We start from the raw sequence: 14,903 nt of genomic DNA, 5'->3' as shown, positions 1-14,903 counted from the left end.
TGCTCTCGTTCGGGAGCGCCGTCCACCGCCGCGTCAGCCCTCGGGCCGCAGCAGGCCACGCTCGTACGCCTTGGCCAGCCGCTGAGGTACGAGATACGACGCGCCGTCCACCGTGATCGGCACCAGTTGGGGCGTGGTCGCCTTCCACTGCGCGCGGCGGTGGCGGGTGTTGCTGCGGGACATCTTCCGCTTCGGGACAGCCATGAGAACTCCAGGTCGGTGAAGGAACGGCCCCAGGCTACATGAAAATGATTACCGTTAGCGTCTGGTCGCCGGGGGGTGCGCCGTGCCGGAGGTGATGGCGGAGCGGTTCACCGCGCCATGCGGCTCGTCGCGCCATGCGGCTCGCCGGGGGAGCCGGCGGCCGGGGAGCCTTCCGCCGCCCTGTTGCGAGGGCGACGATCCGGGCCGATCGGTACCCGTGCGGCAGGAATTGGCGTAGCCGGTGAAAACGGACCGGATTCCATCTCCGTGTAACGCTTCCTCTGTGCGCGGCGCAGTTCCCGGCAGGGGCGCAAAAAGAGCGATCCTCATGCGGTCGAGGCCGGGATTTCCCTCAGTGGTATTTCCCTGTGCGCGCTGACCGCGTTTCCGTGCCGACGAGGCGGTCCACGCGCCAGATTGGGAATCCAGTGAGCAATACCGAACCCCTGCCGGACCAGCGGCAGTACGACCCCTACCAGGGCACAGGTCACCGTTCCGCGCACGGCGGAGACGGGTCCGGCGCGCGCCGGGCGGCCCTGATCACGCACACGGTCGCCGACGTCGCCGCGGTGTTCCTCGGCCTGTGGGTCCTCCTCCACCTGCTCGAGGCGAACCGGTCCAACATCTTCGTCGAGTTCGTGCACGGTACGGCGGACCTGCTGGCATGGTGGTCACAGGATATTTTCACGATGGACACGGAAGGCCTCCGCGTTCTCCTCAATTACGGCCTTCCCGCGGTGATCTACCTGCTGATCGGCCACGGTATCGCCTCACGGCTGCGACGCCTCTGAGGGAATTCACGGACCGTTCAGGTCTGTGAAGAAACGGCAATTGTGCGGCGGAGGGTGTGAAAGCATTTCCGCGTCGCAGCCGAGTCCGTCCGCCCGGCCGGGGGCGGCGTGCCGTTGGACGCCGCCCTCGCCGAGCCCCCCGTCCGCGCAGAGCCGTCACCCGGCCCGCCTGTCGTGCCCGGCCCGCCCGGCCCCGCGGAGCAACCCGCCGCACCCCTGGATGCCCGGGCCGTGCGGGTGCGGTGTGCGCGGCGTGGCAGCATCAGGTGCATGGTGGAACGGATCATCGCCGCGTGTGACGGGGCGTCGAAGGGTAATCCCGGGCCGGCGGCCTGGGCATGGGTCGTAGCCGGTACGGACGGGCAGGTGGCGACCTGGGAGGCGGGCCCGCTGGGCAGGGCGACGAACAACGTGGCAGAGCTGACCGCGCTGCGCGAACTGCTCCAGGCGACCGACCCGGTCGTTCCGCTCGAGGTGCGCATGGACTCGCAGTACGCGATGAAGGCGGTCACGACCTGGCTGCCGGGCTGGCGCCGCAAGGGCTGGAAGACGGCCGCCGGCACACCGGTGGCCAACCGGGACCTGGTGGTCGCCATAGACACACTGCTGACCGGCCGGGACGTCACCTTCGTGTACACCCCGGCACATCAGGTCGACGGAGACGTGCTGAACGCGGCCGCCGACGCCGCCGCCAGCCACACCGCGCGCTCGCAGGAGCCCGCCGGCTCGGCCGCGGGCTCCGTCCTGCCGCCGCCCGAGCCCGTGTCACGGCCCGCGACGGCGGGGCGCGGCCGGCGGCCCGCGGACCGGCGCTCCCAGGCTTCGGGCACCTCCCGAGGTTCGGTCGCGGCGAAGTTCCCCGGCCGGTGCCGCTGTGGTCGCCCCTACGCCAAGGGCGAGACGATCGCGAAGAACACCGACGGCTGGGGCCACCCGGCCTGCGCCACGGACGGTGGCTGAACCTCCGCCGACCCGTGCCCACCCCGCGCCGCGCGGCGCCGGCGACCTCGCCGGCGCCGCGCGCCGACCGCCAGGCCGCGGCGCTCACGCCGTGACGGCCCTCGTCGAAGGGCGGGGCGACGGCTCAGTAGGTGACGTGGATGCGGCGCGCCGGGCCGTCCACCCGGATCCGTCCTCCGACGGGGACGACGAGTTGCGGGTCGGTGTGGCCGAGATCGACGTCGAACACCGCCATGGTGTCGGGGGCGTACCGGTCGAGGGCCCGTAGGACGACCTCGCGCTGCTGCCGGCGGTAGCGGGCCCTGGCCTCCGGTTCGAGCGGGCTCTCGAAGTACCAGCTCTTCGCCCTGCCCATCAGCAGCGCGGGGAACTGCCGCAGCAGTCCTCGCTCGCCCATGCTCCGCAGGATCCAGAAGACGTCCTGGGCGCGCGGCATCTCCTCCGAGGTCTCGAGGAAGAGCACGTTGCCGGCGTAGGAGTCGACCGGCCGCACCACGCGGTCGGCCATCAGCAGCCAGCCCAGGATCTCCAGATTGCCGCCCCATCCGGCTCCTTCGACCACCTGGTCGCCGTTGTGCCAGAACCAGCCTTCGGACGGCTCCGTCTCGGGTTCGGTGGCGAAGGTGCGCGGGTCGTCCCAGGGCCGGTCGACTTCGCTGTACGCGCTCGCGGCAGCGAGTTCGTACTCGCCCGACGTGAACAGCGCCGCCCGGAGCGAGTCCGCCGTCAGCGGGTGCATCGCGCCGGGCCGTCCCAGCTCGGCCATCACCGAACCGCCGTGGTAACCGACGATGCCCAGGTTCCGCAGGAACAGCAGCAGGTTGGTGTTGTCGCTGTAGCCGAAGAAGGGCTTCGGGTTGGCGCGGAGGAGATCTTCGTCGAGGTGGGGGAGGACGGTGATCTGGTCGTCGCCTCCGATGCTCGCGATGACCGCCTTGATGTCGGGGTCCGCGAAGGCCGCGTGGATGTCGGCGGCCCTCTCCTCGGGCGTCGCGCCCATCTTCCGGGTCGTCGGGTACTCCACCGGCTTCAGCCCGAAGTCGTCCTGGAGCCTGCGCAGTCCCAACTCGTAGGGCAGCGGGAAGAGTCCGGGCAGACCGGAGGAAGGGGACAACACCGCGATCGGATCTCCGGGGCGGGGCTTGGCGGGGTGAAGGGGAGCCGTCATCCAGCGATCGTAGGACCGGGCGGACCCGGAGCCGAACCGATTTCCTCGAGGCGCCCCGCGCGATCGGCGTCGGCGCCGGTGACGGAAACGCCGGGGGACGGAAACGCCCGGGGACGGGAACCCGGCAGGGACGGGCACCCCTTCGTGGAACGGCACGCCGACGGGAGCGGCACGACCGGTGGCGCGTCGGGCACCGGATCGACGGTGACCGGGCCCATGGTGGTGGGGTCACCGTCCGGCGCCGTCGAGCGCGCCGGAGCGGGAGGCTGGAAGGTGGCCGCAGGCAGCGATCCGAAGGAGGAAGCACCATGACCGGGCACGTGACCGTCGGTCTGGACAACTCGCCCGAGAGTCTCGCGGCGGCGCACTGGGCGGCCCGGGAGGCCGTGCTTCGCGGCGCGGACCTGCTTCTGGTCCACGTGGAGGAGTGGCCGCTGCCGGCGGCCGTGGCCATGCCGACGGTGACCCGTGACGACCACCGCGACTGGGCGGACGGGCTGCTGGCGGACGCGGTGGACGAGGTGCGGCGCGCCCACCCCGGGCTCCGGATCTCCGGACGCCGCATGTCGGGGCGTCCCGCCGGCGCGCTGGCCGTCGAGGCCGCCGACGCTGAACTGCTGGTACTCGGCTCACGGGGCCTGGGGACCGTGATGGGCGCTCTCATGGGCTCGGTGGGTCTGGCGACCGTCGCCGCCACGACGACACCGGTCGTCGTCGTACGGGCCGACGGCAGCGAGCACGGGCACGGCCCGGACACGGAGGTCGTCGTCGGGGTGGACCTCCACCGGCCCACCGGCCCGGTCCTCGCCTTCGCGTTCGAGGAGGCGGCCCGGCGTCGATGCGTTCTGCGTGCCGTGCACGGCTGGAAGGTGCCTCTGGTGTTCGCCCACTCCGGCGAGGCCCGGGCAGAGGCCGGCCGCGAGGCGGCGAAGGCCCTCGGCGAGGCACTGCTGCCCTGGCGGCAGGAGCACCCGTCGGTGGCGGTGGTGGAACGGCCCGTGATGGGCGCCGGTGCGCGAGCGCTCATCGACGAGGCCGCCGACGCGGGCCTGGTGGTGGTCGGCCGGCACATCCGCCGCGCGCCCCTGGTCCCGCACATCGGCCACGTCGCGCACGCCGCGATGCACCACTGCGGGGCGCCGGTCGCGGTGGTCGCGCACGAGTGACAGTGCCGCGTTCGCGGCAATCTGGGAGCCGTTGCGCCGACGTGGGCAGCGCCGCTGCATGCGCTGCCGCGGCCGGCGCCTATGGAGTGTGCACGGGCCGGCCGGCCCGGACCGTCGGGTCGAGTGCGCCCGGCGAGGGCGGATCGCGACATCCGCGCCGGCGGGTCGGGCCGTCCCGGCGTCCCGGACCGGCGGGTCGGGCCGGATGCCGGCGTCGAGGGCCGGGGATTCGACGACCGATCCTGGAGTCCGCGGCGGTCAGGCCGGGAGTCGGCGTCGTGGGCCGGCGAGGCGGGACCGGTCGTGGTGTCCGGGGCGGTCAGGGCCGGTCACTCGGAACCGACTACGGCGTCCGCGGCGGTCAGGGCCGGCCACTCGGGACCGACTACGGCGTCCGGGGCGGTCAGGGCCGGGCGTCGGTGAGCTGGCGGGGGAGCTGGGCCAGCAGGATCCGCGCGTCCGCCCGTACGTTGCACTCGCTGACGGTGCGGGAGACCTCCAGGGTGAGACCGTGCCTCGACAGGAGGCGCAGGGTCACCGTCACTTCGCCGAGCCCCCGCCGTGGGCCGTCCTGTTGCTCGAACTGCCGGTAGAGGGTGTTCGGCCAGCGGTCGGGGTCGTCGTCCTGCCAGAGCCGGGGGCCGTCGGAACTGAAGCGGCAGTGCTGGCCGCCGTGCGGTTCCTGGAGCAGCGAGTGGCTGACCGGCACGGTGCTGAACAGGGGCCCGAGCCTGGCCCGCAGATCGTCGTTCTCGACCAGGCGTTGCTGCTGCCGGTGCCGGTTGCCCAGGACGGTCGTCCGCAGCGCGGCGAGCACGTACGGGTGCCCGCCGGGCGCCGTGACGGGGTACTCGTCCTGCCACTGGGGCCAGGGCGGCGGCAAGTGTGCCTCCGGCAGGGCGCCGGGCCGGTGCGTGCTGCCCGGCAGGGGCACCACATGGTCGTTGTCCACGGCGGGATTATCACCCGAGCGTGGTGTCCACGTCGTCGCGATGTCCATTTCAGGGCAACCCCGTTCAGACGCGCGCGGGACGTCGTGCACACGGCCGGACCCGCCGTGGAGCTGTGGCCGCGGCGGGTCCGGCCGTGCCGTCCGGCGATGCCGGAGGAGCCGTGAGAGTCACTGCGGGAGGGGAGTCCTCAGGCGCGGGTGTTCACGCTGACCGGCCAGGAGCCGGTGTTCGGCGTCCAGCCCTGAAGCGTGGCGGGGATGCCCACGCGGGTGTTGCAGTCGATCACCTGGAAGTGCAGGTGCGGTGCCGTGGAGGCGCCGGTGTTCCCGGACCAGCCGATGATGCGGCCCTGAGGCACCCAGTCACCGGTGTTGTAGATCGCGCGGTTCAGGTGGGCGTAGTGGGTGCAGCGGCCGTTCGAGTGTCGGATGATCACCTCGATGCCGTTCTGCCAGTACGGCGACCAGTCCGATACCAGCACGGTGCCCGCCTGCGCCGCCGACACCTCGTAGTTCTCGGGGAGTCCGAAGTCCCAGGCGTACTCGTTGTACGGGCCGGTGTGCGAGAACGTACCTTCCGGACCCTGGGTCACCCTGTACGACTCGCCTGCCGGGTACGGCAGTTCGTAGTAGTAGTCGACCGCGGCGGCGGGTGGCGCCGCCGCCAGTGCGACGGCCGGGACGGCGAGTACCGCGCTCGCCACCGCGGCCGCCTTGCGCAGCACCGTTCTCGTTCTCTTCACCATGCGTCTCCGTCCTGGAACCGATCGGGATTCTGGGGCGTGCGCGTGCGGGCACCGCTGTGCGTCGTGCTGCAACTCCCTTGTTGTGCAAGGTTGTTGCTAAAACCATGCCCAAGGAACACGCGTCACAACCAGACCATCCGATGCCATGCGCATCAGGCGTCGCTGCACAGTCCTCGTGCCTCTTCCGCCGCCGCACCGCCACCTGTCGACCGGGGTGCGAGGATGTGCGGCACGGTGCCGGGCGCGCTCGCCCGGGTGACGCGACACCAGGAGTCCCCGTGGACGACGACAACCGGGCCGCCGAACGTCCTGAGCGGGCGTTCCCCACCCCCAGCAGCCTGACCGGGGTCGGTGTCGTCGTCCTGGACGAGGGCGGACGGCGGGTACTGCTCGGACTCGCTCACGACGGACGATGGGAGCTGCCCGGCGGCAAGGTCGACCCCGGCGAGGGGTTCGAGCAGGCCGCGGCACGGGAGTTGGCGGAGGAGACGGGTCTGCGGGTGGAGCCTGCGGCCGTACGGATCGGGGCGGTGCTGGTGGACGGGGAGCGAGGACTCACGCGAGTGACGGCCGCCGCGCTCGTCACGCGGCCGGCCGGCGCGCCGCGGGTGCGGGAGCCGGACAAGATCGTGCGGTGGGAGTGGTTCCCGCCGGAGGCCGTGCCGGAGTCGCTGTTCGCGCCGTCCGCCGCAGTGCTGCGCAGTTGGCGGATGGGACCGGCTGCCGAGGCCGACGACCGGTTCCGCCGCTATCCCCTCCTCGTCGAGCCAGGAGACGGCTCCTCCACGGGCGTGCCGTAGGCGGTGATCCCGAACGTCGGTGGTGCTCGCCGCTCGCGGTCGGTGGGAGGCGACGAGCACCGACGACCGGGCGATGGGCATCGTCCGGATCCGGTCCAGGACGCCCGGGTCCGGCAGTCGGGCCGTGCCATCGACCCCCGTCGAGCACCCCAACGGATCGGATTTAGGCTCGGAGCCATGGAGCGCCTGCCCGAACGCCCGCCGTTGACCGAGGTCGAGCTGACCATGGCCGAGAACGAGCTCGGCGTCTCGTTCCCAGCTGCGTACCGCGCGCTTCTGATGGAGGCGAACCCCGCCAAGCGGGTTCTGGGGCCCTGTCGGAAGGAGCGGGGCTGGGACTGGGACTCCGACCGTTCGACGCCGGCGGAGCTGCTGACCCTGCCCTTCCCGCACCCCGACTCGTACGTGGGAGCCGACGCCGAGTTGGCCGCGCGCGAGCCTCGGCCGGAGGACTTCACCGACGAACAGGCGCACGCGGACGCCTGGCAGGCATGGGACTGGGAGTGTGAGGACTTCGAGGACCGCAGGACCGCCGGAGCCGTGGTCCTGCAGGAGCACGGCTGCGGCTTCTGTACGCTGCTGGCGGTCACCGGGCCCCTCGCCGGCACGGTGTGGTGGGACGGCAGAGCCACCTGCGACCTGATCGTCCCGCTGTCCCTCGACCATGCGGGCGGCGCCCGTCCGGTGACCTTCGGCGAGTGGCTTCGCCACGATTCCTGGGACCTGCTGCCGCCGGGCTGGGGCCGCTCCCCCCGGTCTCCTTCCGCCTGAGCCGGGCGGGGACCGAGGGCTGCGGGCTCTTTCGTGCGGAACCCCGGCCGGACACCTCGTAGGGTGGCGGGATGTTCAATCGCCTCGAGGTCGCTGTGATGCCGCCCGGCCCTCGGTGGGCCGCGCAACTGCAGTTGTGGGTCGACGGCGAGGACGTGGTGACACCACTTGTCGGGGTCGGTGGCCGAGGGCCGTTCCTGCAGGAGGCGTTGGCCGCCGGGCGGGACGGCGCCTTGCACGCGACGGGCCGGAGCCGGCGGGTGGTTCTGGGTGAACCCGACTGCACGGGCGGCTGTTGCGGCTTCCTGTCGGTGTGCGTGCAGCGGCTCGGGGGCCTCGTGGAGTGGTCCGGATGGGAGGTTCCGTACCGGGAGGTGGCGCCTTCGCCGTTCCACTTCGAGGCCGACCGGTACGACGCCGAACTCGCGAGGGCCGCCGCTGACCCGGCGTGGGGTGTCCGCCCGGAAGGACGCCGGTAGCCGATGCCGGATGCGCCCGGCCGCCGCGCAGCTCCGCAGCGGCCGGGGCGCCGGACGTGTCACACGCTCGGGTCGCGGTGCGTGGGACGGCCGTCGAGGACGGTGAGCAGCACAGGCACGTCCGGCAGGTCGGTGGCGGCCGTGGTGAGCGGGTCGGCGGCGAAGGCCGTGAGGTCGGCGCGGTGACCGACGGCGAGCCGGCCGGCCTCCCGCGTCGCGCCCGCGGCCCAGGCCGCGTTGACGGTCATTCCCTGGAGTGCCTCGAGCGGGGTGAGCGCCTGCTGAGGGCCGTGCGGCGGCTGGGTGAGGTCCCGGCCGGGCCGGCGGTGTCGGGCGCCCGCCATGACACCCAGCGGAGGGTAGGGGGCGATGGGCCAGTCGGAGCCGAGCACGACGGTGGCGCCGGAGTCCCACAGGTCGCGGCAGCGCCAGGCGCGCGAGGCGCGTTCCTCGCCGAGGCGGCGCGACCAGTTGTCGGTGTGGTCGGCCCGGGTGAAGTCGCAGCAATGGGTGGGCTGCATGGAGGCCGCGACGCCGAGTGCGGCGAAGCGGCGCAGCGTGTCGTCGGGCACGGTCTCGATGTGTTCGATCCGGTGCCGCACCTCGCGCCCGCCCTCCGCCTGCGCCTTCTCGACGGAGTCGAGGGCGTGCCGGACGGCCGCGTCGCCGATGGCGTGGGTGGCGGTGGGCACCCCGGCCCGGTGGAGCCGGCCGATGACACGGGTGTACTCCGCCGGGTCGGGCCAGAAGGCGTGGGTGGACTCGCCGTGGCAGTCGGGGCGCTCCAGCCAGGCGGTGCCGTTGTCGATGGTGCCGTCCATGAAGAGCTTCACGCCCTCGGTCCGCCACAGCGTGCCGCCGGTGCCCTGCTGTTCGATGAGCGCCTGCAGCCCGTCGGCGTCGATGCCGGGCTGGCACCAGGGCGCGACCCGTAGCCGCAGCGGGAGTTCTCCGGCGGCGTCGAGGTCGGCGTAGAGCTCCAGGCTGTCGCCGTTCGCGTCCATGGCGTGGCCGCCGGTGAGCCCGGTGGCGGCCATGGCCCGCAGGGCGGCGGCGAGCCGGGCCCGGCGTTCCGCCCGGGTGGGCTGCGGGGCGGCGCGCTCGACGAGTTCGCAGGCGGCGTCCTCCAGCAGGAGACCGGTGGGCCGGCCCGCCTCGTCGCAGACGACCTCGGCCGAGGCCTGGTCGAAGGTGCGCGGTCCGTCGACGCCGGCGAGCTCGAGCGCCCGCCGGCTGGCGAGCATGGAGTGGGCGTCGAAGAGGAGGAGGAGGGCGGGAACGCCTTCGAGTACGGCGTCGAAAGGAGCGGTCGAGACGGGCCGGTCGGCGAAGACGTTGGGGTCGAGGCCCCAGCCGTGCAGCCACGCCCCGGGCGCGAGGCTCGCCGCCTCGTGGGCCAGCGCCCGGCGCACGGCCTCGAGGTCGGCGCAGCCCGACAGGTCGAGGCCGTGGGTGAGTTCGGCGCCGGAGACGGGGTGCAGGTGCCCGTCGACGAGGCCGGGGGTCAGTACGGCGCCCTTCAGGTCGATCACCGTCGTCGAGGGGTCGGCGAGCGCGCGGATCTCCCGGTCGTCGCCGATGGCGGTTATCCGGCCTCCGGACGCGGCGAGAGCGGTCCCGGACAGGAACGAGCCGGAGACCGGGTCGAGGAGACGGGCCGAGAGGAGGACGAGCGAGGTGCGCACAGGGGGCTCCTTGGAAACGGTCAGTTCGCGGTGGCGGAAGCGGTCAACGTTCCGGCGGGCAGGCCGAGTTCGCGTTCGGCGGTGGTGACGGCCATGCGCAGGACGGCAGGTGGACGGCCGCCGTTGCCCCCGGCGGCGCTGTTGGCGTGGACGCCGAGGCCGTCGATGACGACGAGGATCTGAATGGCCGTCACTTCTGGCTCGTCGGTGCGGAACTCGCCCTGCTCCACCCCGTCACGGATGAGGCCGCCGAGCCGGTCGCGCCAAGCGGCCTCCTGCACCGCGACACGGTCGCGCAGGGCGGGCCGGTAGCGGCTGAGGTGCCGGGCGTTGAGCCAGAGCCGGCTGATGTCGTCGAACCCCGGTCCTGTCGCCCGGCCGAAGAACCGCGCCAGGTGCTGGGTCGGCGTGGCGCCGGCCCGGTCGGCCGGCAGGAGGCCGTCGAGTTCGGAACCGGCGGCGCTGCCGTAGGCCTCGGCCACCAGGTCCTCCACCGCGGGGAAGTAGTGACTGATCAGTCCCGGGCGGACGTCGAGCTCCTCCGCGATCCGCCGGAGCGTGATGCACTCCAGCCCTTCGGTCAGAGCGACCATCGAGGCCGCCGCAACGATTTCCGCACGTCTGGCGGCCGGAGACTTGCGGATTCGCTTGTGTTGAGCGCTTGACGACATGGAATCGATGCTATTGAGTTTGCGACCAACAAACAAGCAGGTGGTTGAACCAGCACCCGGAGGGGCCCATGGCGTCCACGATTCCCGACCCGCGTCCCGGCGCGAACGCCACACCCGATGCGGCCCCGCGGCCCCCCGGGGACCGGGCGGCACGCATCGAGGCACACGGCATCGACCACATCCCCGACCACGAGCGCCACGGCCGGCCACGGCAGCTCTTCTCCGTCTGGGCGGCGGCGAACGTCAACTACCTGAGCCTGGTCATCGGTGGCGCCCTGGTCCTCATGGGCCTGAGCCTGTGGCAGTCCCTCGCCGTGATCGTCGTGGGCAACCTGTTCTGGGTGCTGACCGGGCTGCTCTCCGTCTCCGGCCCCGCGGCGGGCGCGCCCAGCGAGGTGGTCACACGGGCGATGTACGGGATCCGGGGCAACCGCGTGAACAATGCGATCGTCGGCTGGATGATCTCCGTCTGCTACTTCGCCCTCAACCTGGCCGCCGCCGCGACCGCCGCCTTCGCCCTCGTGGAGAAGACCGGGATCACGGCCGACACCGGTGTCAAGGTCACCGTCGTGGTGCTCGTCGCCGCCCTCACCCTGGCCATCGGCGTCTACGGCCACGGCATGATCATGAAGCTGTACCTCCCGATCACGCTGGCACTCACCGCCGCCTTCGCCGTCGTCGCCGTGGCCGTCGTCCGGCACACCGATTTCGGCTACACGCCGGCCGAGCCGCTGACCGGCGTCGACCTGTGGGCGGTGCTCGTCGCCGGCGTGACCCTCGTCGGCTCCGGCCCGCTGTCCTACACCACCAGCGCCGACTTCTCCCGCTACCTGCCCCGCACGACATCGGCGAAGGCGATCATCGGCTGGACCGCTCTGGGCGGCTTCGTGCCGAGCGTCTTCGTCTGCTCACTCGGCGCCTTCGCGGCGACCGCTGTCGACATGACCGACCCTCAGACCGGACTCGAGACGATCCTTCCCGGCTGGTTCCACCCGGTCTTCCTGCTCGCCCTGATCGTCGGCACGATCGCCATCAACGCCCTGACCGCATACAGCGCCGGCCTCGCCCTCCAGGCCGTCGGCATCCGCATCCGCCGCTCCCGCAGCGTGCTCGTCGACGGCGTCGCCGCCGTCTCGCTCACGCTGTACGGGCTCCTCGTCTCCAGCTTCCTCGACACCGTCAGCAACGTCCTCCAGCTGACCGTCGTCCTCCTCGGTCCCGCCATGGCCGTCTACGCCACCGACATCCTGATACGCCGCAACCGCTACGACGGGCCCGCACTCATGGACGAGACCACCGGCAGCCCCTTCTGGTACACCGCCGGCGTCAACCCGGCGGGCGCCGTCGCCCTCGGGGCCGGCGTCCTCGCGGCGGCTCTGAGCGTGAACACGCTCTACACCGGGCCCGTGGCGCGGGCCCTGGGCGGAGTGGACCTCGCCCTGCCGGTCGGCATGACCGTCGCCGCGTGTGTCTACGCGCTCATGATGCGCACCTCCGACAACGTGCTCGCGGCGCGGGGCAGGGCCGTCTGAGCGAGCGGTGCGGTCCGCCGCGCGGGGCCGGCCCGGCCTGAGCGAGCGGTGCGCCGTGCGGTGCATCCGTGGCCACTGTCGCACGGTGCCGCGCATCGGGTCCGTCCCGGCGTCGTCGCCTACAACACCACGATTCCCAGGGGCCGTACGCCGACCGGCAGACGCGTCACGTCCCCCGTGGCGGTGTCCACGACGCTGAGGCCGTTCCAGTAACCGTCGCGCGTGAAACCACCGGAGACGTAAGCGGTGCGGCCGTCGGCCGACACGGCGACGTCCTCGTGCGGGCCGTCCAGCGGGATCACGCTCTCCCTGCCGCCCGGCGTACGCACGGTCAGGGACGGGCCGTTGTGCTCCGACGGGTCGATGGGGCCGGTGCCCACCACGTACAGGGTGCCGTCCTCGGCCACCGCGGCCCCGTGCTGGTGGGTGTCGGCGGTCATCCGCTCGACACGGACCTTGCCGGTGTCCGGGTCGACCACCGCGAGACGCTCGCCCTCGAAAGGAAGCAGGAGGGCGCCGTCGGAGGGGCGTACGGCGGTGTAGTGCGGCTTGAGCCAGGAACCGAGGCCGCCCTCGGTGCCGTACGGGGCCACTTCGATCCGCCGGCTGTCCCGGTCGTCGGTGTCGACGACGGTGACGTCGAAGGAATCATGGCCGGTCGCGTAGACCTGGCGGCCGTCGCGGGAGACGTCGACGTCGAAGGGCCGGCGACCGACCGGGACGGTCGCCACCACCTCGCGCCGCCCGGTGTCGATCACCTCCAACACGCCGTTGCCGCCGGGGACGTTGACGCCGACGTAGACGCGCTCGCCGTCCGGGGAGAGCGCTATCCCCATGCCGCCGCCCCGGTACTCGCCGGTGGTCACCGGGCCGCTGTCCGTCGCGTACGGGATCAGGGCGGTGCGCTTCCTGGCCCCGGTGTCCACGGCGGCCACGCCCTCCGCCGTCGCCACCCACGCCGTGCCGTCCTCGCCGAGCGCGATCCCGTAAGGTGCCGTGCCCACCTCCACCGAACCCAGCCGGGCCTGCTCACCCGGCCGTGACGGGTCGACGAAGGTCACGGTGTCCGCTCCGAAGTCGCTGACCAGCAGGGCGCCTTCGGGCGTACGTGGCGTGCCGGACGAGCCTTCCGGCGTGCCCGGAGCGGCGGGGGAGGACGGAGCGGAGGACCGGGGCGCGGAGGCGGCCGGGCCGCCACCGGACGCGTCACACCCGGCGAGCGCCGCCGTGGCGGCCAGGGCGACCAGCGCCGAGACCGTCGTGCGCCGCTTCACCTTGCCGCCGGCCATGGTGCCCGCTTCCCTGCCCCGCGACACGGCAGCGATCGCGCGGACTCCGGGAGGCCCGGCGTGGGACCCGACGGTGAGGCCCTCGGCGTCCGCCGCCGGGACCGCGTGTACGTCGGCCTCGCCGCCGCGGTGGGCGGCGGCGGGCAGGGCGGGGCCGGCCGTGGGCGGTGACTGCTCGGTCACGACGGATCTCCTCCATGAAGTGGCAGCGGGCCGACCGACGCGGGGCCGATGTCGTCGGGGAGGTCGCGTTCCGTCGTCGGGGGCACGCCGCGCGGTGCCGTACGACGCACGTGTGCGCTGTGCGCCGTACGCCGTGCCTCCAGTCTCCGCCCGCGGCCGCCCGTGATCGTCGGCGGACCGGCCCGACCCGGTGCGCGGGACGGCTGACGGCAGGGTCGTCCGATCGGTTGAGCAGGATTCCGTTCGGACGTGGCAGTCCGTCCGTCCGCCGGGACCCGGTGATCGCCGTACCGGGCCGCTGCGGCGGTGGGAAGCCCCGGGTCAGGCCGGCCGGGCCGTGACCGAGCCGTCCCGCTCGGCGTCCATGCGGACGCCCATGCCGTGGCTGATCCGGCCCAGCACGTCGTGCACGGCGCGGCAGTCAGCGCCCGACGCGTGCGTGAGCCGCAGCCGCCGGGCCTCGAGGGGAGTGATCCGGACCTCGTGCACAGCGCCGCTGGCGGGGTCGACCGAGGCGACGTGGAGCAGCCGCAGATCGTCCCGGTACCGCTCGTAGCCCCCGATGCCCTCGTAGTCGTTGATCAGGTCCCCGCAGCCGTAAAGGACGAGCTTGCCGCGGTACACCTCGACAGGCCGCGGATGGTGGGAGGAGTGCCCGTGCACGATGTCCGCGCCGCCGTCGATCAGCGCGTGGGCGAAGCGGACCTGGCCTCGGGGGACGTGGTAACCCCAGTTGGAGCCCATGTGGACGGACACGACCGTCACGTCGCCCGGCCGTCTCACCTCGCGCAGCCGCGCCGCCACGTCCGCCGCGACGGCGGGCGACTCCTCGGCCGCGAAGTGGACGCCGCTGCGCCGTGCGGTGGCCGCCCACGCGGGCGGGACGCCGCTGGACGGCACGCCGAGCGAGACGACGAGCACCCGCCGGCCGCCGGGGAGCGGGACGCTCACGCACCGCCGGGCGGCCGCCAGGTCCCGCCCCGCGCCGGCTGTGCGCAGGCCCGCGTCCGCCAGTGCCGCGAGTGTCTCCTCCAGCCCCCGGCGGCCGTAGTCGAGGACATGGTTGTTGGCGAGGACGCAGACATCGGGGCGGGCCGCCGTCAGGCAGGGCAGGTTCGCCGGGTTCATGCGGTAGAGGACCTCCTTGCCGGCGGCCGCGTCGTCGCTCCGCGTCACGGAGGTCTCGAGATTCACCAGCCGCACGTCCGGCCCGGCGTCGTCGAGCACCGGCAACGCGTCGCCCCAGGGCCAGGTGAACGGGACAGGGCGGGGCACGGGTCCGTTCACCGCCTCCGCCATGTCGACGTAAGAACGCGCGTCACGGACGTACGGCTCGGCCAGGGCCGGATCGCCGGGGTGCGGAAGGATCTGGTCCACGCCGCGGCCGAGCATCACGTCACCGCTGAGGAACAGGGTGACCAGGCCACTGCCCATGACTCCACGGTAGTCCGCACCGCCACGGTGCCGTCCCGGGCCACCGGGCGTCGCGCCGCCACAGCGCGACCG

General features: G+C 73.0%; 15 protein-coding genes. 7 read left to right on the top strand and 8 right to left on the bottom strand.

The genetic code is table 11. The features are described 5' to 3' along the window. Positions 1-33 precede the first annotated feature (33 nt). Positions 34-204 (bottom strand): 50S ribosomal protein L32, encoded by a 171-nt coding sequence (rpmF, locus tag SPRI_RS02985; protein WP_005308128.1) that lies wholly within the window; start codon positions 202-204, stop codon positions 34-36. Positions 205-632: 428 nt separating this feature from the next. Here rpmF and SPRI_RS02980 point away from each other — a divergent pair, with 428 nt between their 5' ends. Together SPRI_RS02980 and SPRI_RS02975 are read left to right on the top strand one after the other, a co-directional pair. Beyond that, the gene (locus SPRI_RS02980) at positions 633-995 is read left to right on the top strand and encodes a hypothetical protein (RefSeq protein ID WP_037773025.1); all 363 of its coding nucleotides are present in this window, start codon (positions 633-635) and stop codon (positions 993-995) included. Positions 996-1,265: 270 nt separating this feature from the next. Continuing rightward, the gene (locus SPRI_RS02975) at positions 1,266-1,955 is read left to right on the top strand and encodes a ribonuclease H family protein (protein ID WP_053556680.1); all 690 of its coding nucleotides are present in this window, start codon (positions 1,266-1,268) and stop codon (positions 1,953-1,955) included. A 124-nt stretch (positions 1,956-2,079) separates the two neighbouring features. On the opposite strand, the gene SPRI_RS02970 is transcribed toward SPRI_RS02975, so the two are convergent. Next, the gene (locus SPRI_RS02970) at positions 2,080-3,123 is read right to left on the bottom strand and encodes a S66 family peptidase (protein WP_005308120.1); all 1,044 of its coding nucleotides are present in this window, start codon (positions 3,121-3,123) and stop codon (positions 2,080-2,082) included. Positions 3,124-3,431: 308 nt separating this feature from the next. Between SPRI_RS02970 and SPRI_RS02965 the strand changes: the two genes are divergently transcribed. Beyond that, entirely contained in the window at positions 3,432-4,289 is an 858-nt protein-coding gene (locus tag SPRI_RS02965; RefSeq protein WP_005308116.1) for a universal stress protein, read from the top strand. A gap of 403 nt (positions 4,290-4,692) precedes the next feature. On the opposite strand, the gene SPRI_RS02960 is transcribed toward SPRI_RS02965, so the two are convergent. Next, positions 4,693-5,241: a hypothetical protein gene (locus SPRI_RS02960; protein ID WP_005308114.1), complete on the bottom strand. Its 549-nt coding sequence runs from the start codon at positions 5,239-5,241 to the stop codon at positions 4,693-4,695. Between the two features lie 188 nt (positions 5,242-5,429). Next, positions 5,430-5,987, bottom strand: coding sequence for a M23 family metallopeptidase (locus SPRI_RS02955; RefSeq protein WP_050791393.1), 558 nt, complete (start codon positions 5,985-5,987; stop codon positions 5,430-5,432). Between the two features lie 278 nt (positions 5,988-6,265). Between SPRI_RS02955 and SPRI_RS02950 the strand changes: the two genes are divergently transcribed. The 3 genes from SPRI_RS02950 to SPRI_RS02940 all read left to right on the top strand — a co-directional run bounded on the left by SPRI_RS02950 (position 6,266) and on the right by SPRI_RS02940 (position 8,037). Next, complete coding sequence (locus tag SPRI_RS02950; protein ID WP_005308110.1) at positions 6,266-6,787, top strand: nucleotide triphosphate diphosphatase NUDT15; 522 nt, start codon at positions 6,266-6,268, stop codon at positions 6,785-6,787. Positions 6,788-6,964: 177 nt separating this feature from the next. Continuing rightward, on the top strand, positions 6,965-7,558 hold the full coding sequence (locus SPRI_RS02945) for an SMI1/KNR4 family protein (protein WP_086025572.1): 594 nt from the start codon (positions 6,965-6,967) through the stop codon (positions 7,556-7,558). 71 nt (positions 7,559-7,629) lie between these two features. Beyond that, positions 7,630-8,037, top strand: coding sequence for a hypothetical protein (locus tag SPRI_RS02940; protein ID WP_053556679.1), 408 nt, complete (start codon positions 7,630-7,632; stop codon positions 8,035-8,037). A 59-nt stretch (positions 8,038-8,096) separates the two neighbouring features. On the opposite strand, the gene SPRI_RS02935 is transcribed toward SPRI_RS02940, so the two are convergent. Further along, complete coding sequence (locus SPRI_RS02935; RefSeq protein ID WP_053556678.1) at positions 8,097-9,722, bottom strand: amidohydrolase; 1,626 nt, start codon at positions 9,720-9,722, stop codon at positions 8,097-8,099. A 20-nt stretch (positions 9,723-9,742) separates the two neighbouring features. Next, positions 9,743-10,393, bottom strand: a complete 651-nt coding sequence (locus SPRI_RS02930) for a TetR/AcrR family transcriptional regulator (protein ID WP_005308107.1) — start codon at positions 10,391-10,393, stop codon at positions 9,743-9,745. 68 nt (positions 10,394-10,461) lie between these two features. Between SPRI_RS02930 and SPRI_RS02925 the strand changes: the two genes are divergently transcribed. Beyond that, positions 10,462-11,925: a purine-cytosine permease family protein gene (locus SPRI_RS02925; protein ID WP_053556677.1), complete on the top strand. Its 1,464-nt coding sequence runs from the start codon at positions 10,462-10,464 to the stop codon at positions 11,923-11,925. Between the two features lie 119 nt (positions 11,926-12,044). On the opposite strand, the gene SPRI_RS02920 is transcribed toward SPRI_RS02925, so the two are convergent. Both SPRI_RS02920 and SPRI_RS02915 read right to left on the bottom strand, forming a co-directional pair. Then, on the bottom strand, positions 12,045-13,199 hold the full coding sequence (locus tag SPRI_RS02920) for a YncE family protein (protein ID WP_053557678.1): 1,155 nt from the start codon (positions 13,197-13,199) through the stop codon (positions 12,045-12,047). Positions 13,200-13,718: 519 nt separating this feature from the next. After that, the gene (locus SPRI_RS02915; protein ID WP_005308104.1) at positions 13,719-14,831 is read right to left on the bottom strand and encodes a CapA family protein; all 1,113 of its coding nucleotides are present in this window, start codon (positions 14,829-14,831) and stop codon (positions 13,719-13,721) included. Positions 14,832-14,903: the final 72 nt, after the last annotated feature.

It is taken from the genome of Streptomyces pristinaespiralis (assembly GCF_001278075.1).
Classification (GTDB): domain Bacteria; phylum Actinomycetota; class Actinomycetes; order Streptomycetales; family Streptomycetaceae; genus Streptomyces; species Streptomyces pristinaespiralis.
Note: the sequence above shows the minus strand (reverse complement) of the source record. Positions and strands in the feature narration are given on the sequence as shown.

What these genes read in the sequence shown, in the direction of transcription:
- SPRI_RS02945 (WP_086025572.1), top strand. Translation starts at nt 6,965, where the DNA reads ATGGAGCGCCTGCCCGAACGCCCGCCGTTGACCGAGGTCGAGCTGACC.
- SPRI_RS02970 (WP_005308120.1), bottom strand. Translation starts at nt 3,123, where the DNA reads ATGACGGCTCCCCTTCACCCCGCCAAGCCCCGCCCCGGAGATCCGATC.
- SPRI_RS02975 (WP_053556680.1), top strand. Translation starts at nt 1,266, where the DNA reads ATGGTGGAACGGATCATCGCCGCGTGTGACGGGGCGTCGAAGGGTAAT.
- SPRI_RS02925 (WP_053556677.1), top strand. Translation starts at nt 10,462, where the DNA reads ATGGCGTCCACGATTCCCGACCCGCGTCCCGGCGCGAACGCCACACCC.
- SPRI_RS02915 (WP_005308104.1), bottom strand. Translation starts at nt 14,831, where the DNA reads ATGGGCAGTGGCCTGGTCACCCTGTTCCTCAGCGGTGACGTGATGCTC.
- SPRI_RS02965 (WP_005308116.1), top strand. Translation starts at nt 3,432, where the DNA reads ATGACCGGGCACGTGACCGTCGGTCTGGACAACTCGCCCGAGAGTCTC.
- SPRI_RS02930 (WP_005308107.1), bottom strand. Translation starts at nt 10,393, where the DNA reads ATGTCGTCAAGCGCTCAACACAAGCGAATCCGCAAGTCTCCGGCCGCC.
- SPRI_RS02940 (WP_053556679.1), top strand. Translation starts at nt 7,630, where the DNA reads ATGTTCAATCGCCTCGAGGTCGCTGTGATGCCGCCCGGCCCTCGGTGG.
- SPRI_RS02955 (WP_050791393.1), bottom strand. Translation starts at nt 5,987, where the DNA reads ATGGTGAAGAGAACGAGAACGGTGCTGCGCAAGGCGGCCGCGGTGGCG.
- rpmF (WP_005308128.1), bottom strand. Translation starts at nt 204, where the DNA reads ATGGCTGTCCCGAAGCGGAAGATGTCCCGCAGCAACACCCGCCACCGC.